Annotated in this window: 1 protein-coding gene and 1 pseudogene; both read right to left on the bottom strand. The window is 64.0% G+C overall.

Annotation, left to right across the window (positions count from 1 at the left end; translation table 11 throughout):
* Positions 1–96: pseudogene (locus A6V37_RS41955) on the bottom strand (nitrite reductase small subunit NirD); the annotation flags it as partial.
* Positions 97–128: 32 nt separating this feature from the next.
* On the bottom strand, positions 129–1,665 hold a 1,537-nt coding region (gene nirB / locus A6V37_RS00060), incomplete at its 5' end, for a nitrite reductase large subunit NirB (RefSeq protein ID WP_208607840.1).

Raw genomic sequence — 1,665 nt, 5'->3', positions numbered from 1 at the left:
CTCGCCATTGACCAGCGCACACACGCCGGTATTCGGCACGATGTCGTCGAGCGCGCACACGGGCATCCAGGATTGCGGAAGTCGGTCGTTGTTCATGCTGAACTCCTCAGGGCAGGTATGGTGATTGGTCAGGCGGTCTCGGCGACCACGGGAATCGGGAATTGCTTCGCTTGCCGTTCGGCCGACGTCGCCGGGCGGATCTGGCCGCGCTCCTCGACGAAGGTCACGTGCTCGTCGAGCTTGTCGCTGTTGACGAAATGACGGAAGCGCTTGCGAGTCTCAGGGTCGGTCACGGCCTTCTTCCACTCGCACTCGTAGGTGGCGATCACGTGCTGCATTTCCGCCTCCAGCTCCTCGGCGACTCCGAGCTTGTCGTGCACGATCACGTCGATCAGGTATTCAAGTCCGCCTTCGAGGTTGTCGCGCCACACGCTGGTGCGTTGCAGGCGGTCAGCGGTGCGCACGTAGAACATCAGGAACCGGTCGATGTAGCGCACCAGCGTCTCGCGGTCCAGATCCGACGCGAGCAGTTCGGCGTGGCGCGGCTTCATGCCGCCGTTGCCGCACACATACAGATTCCAGCCTTTGTCCGTGGCGATGATGCCGACGTCCTTGCCCTGCGCTTCCGCACATTCGCGAGTGCAGCCCGAGACCCCGAATTTGAGCTTATGCGGCGAACGCAGCCCCTTGTAGCGGTTTTCCATGGCGACCGCGAGTCCCACCGAATCGCCGACGCCGTAGCGGCACCACGTCGAGCCGACGCACGACTTCACGGTGCGCAGCGACTTGCCGTACGCATGGCCCGATTCGAAACCGGCGGCGATCAGCTCTTCCCAGATCAGCGGCAGTTGATCGACACGCGCGCCGAACAGATCGACACGCTGGCCGCCGGTGATCTTCGTGTAGAGGCCATATTTCTTCGCGACCTGGCCGACCGCGATCAGGCCTTCCGGCGTCACCTCGCCGCCCGGCATGCGCGGCACAACCGAATACGTGCCGTCGCGCTGGATGTTGGCGAGGTAGTAGTCGTTCGTGTCCTGCAGCGAGGCGTGCTCTTTCTTCAGCACGAACTCGTTCCAGCACGACGCGAGAATTCCCGCGACCGCGGGCTTGCAGATGTCACAGCCGAGCCCATGACCGTGCATCGCCAGCAATTCACCGAAGCTGCGCACGCCTTCGACGCGGACGATGTGATACAGCTCCTGGCGCGAATACGGGAAGTGCTCGCACAGGTGGTTGTTGACCGCGAGGCCCTGCTTCTTCATCTCGGCCTTCATCACCTGCGTGACGAGCGGCACGCAGCCGCCGCACGAAGTGCCGGCGCTCGTCGCGCACTTGAGCGCGCCGATGTCGGTCGCGCCTGCGCCCACCGCGGCGCACAGTTCACCCTTCGAGACGTTGTTGCACGAGCAGATTTGCGCGGATTCGGGCAACGCGTCGACCCCAAGGCCGGGTTTGGCCTTGCCGTCGCTTTGCGGCAGGATCAGGAATTCCGGCGCCTCGGGCAGCTCGATGCCGTTCAGCATCATCTGCAGCAGCGTGCCGTACTCGGCCGCGTCGCCCACCATGACGGCGCCGAGCAGTTGCTTGCCGCATTCCGACACCACCAGCTTCTTGTAGACCTGTTTGCGTTCGTCGCTGAACTGGTACGTGCGGCTGCCGGGC

Origin of the sequence: Paraburkholderia ginsengiterrae (assembly GCF_001645125.1) — a bacterium.
Classification (GTDB): Bacteria; Pseudomonadota; Gammaproteobacteria; order Burkholderiales; family Burkholderiaceae; genus Paraburkholderia; species Paraburkholderia ginsengiterrae.
This window is presented reverse-complemented; position numbering and strand designations above follow the sequence as displayed.